Source organism: Pantoea sp. VS1 (assembly GCF_002207995.1).
Classification (GTDB): domain Bacteria; phylum Pseudomonadota; class Gammaproteobacteria; order Enterobacterales; family Enterobacteriaceae; genus Pantoea; species Pantoea dispersa.
On sequence record NZ_NHZE01000082.1, the window covers coordinates 1 to 559 of the forward strand.

General features: G+C 60.3%; 1 protein-coding gene. It reads right to left on the bottom strand.

Translation table 11 applies throughout. The features are described from left to right. The coding region (locus CBW22_RS23325; RefSeq protein WP_141097357.1) for a DinB/UmuC family translesion DNA polymerase at window positions 1-559 on the bottom strand (559 nt) is incomplete at both ends.

Here is a 559-nt window from a genome sequence, read left to right on the forward strand (position 1 = left end):
AGGCAGGAGATAACATCTCCCGCTTCATTTTCCATTCTGTATTCACGCCCTGACCCGCAAACCACAGGCTGCCGAGCCCGGACTGGTTGATGCCGTCCAGTACTTTCATCAGCTGCGCGCTGTTGGCCCGCGGCTTATCCTCATCGAACAGGTTCAGCTGACTGACGCCGTCTGGCGTGAAGTCATCGAGCATGATGCCGGCCTTCATGTAGCGTCGCCCTTCAAGCCAGATGCGGTCGAGCGATCGCATGGCCACCCCGATCACGTCGCGCGTATCCTGTGTGGGCAGGGTGAGATTCTCGCCGGCGCTGTTGCCGTAGAAGACTTCTCCCTGCGCGTGCGGCGAGGTCCGGATAAAAACGCTGATGCGCCGGCAGAACTGGCGCTCATTTCTCAGCTTCTCCGCCGCACGGGTGGCGTACTGACACAGCGCTTCCTGCATGGCCACTTTTGTCGTAATGCGCTCACCAAAAGAGCGGCTGCAGACGATCTGCTGTTTCGCCGGCGCAAACTCCTCGAGGGGAATGCACGATTCCCCGTTGAGCTCGCGAACGGTGCG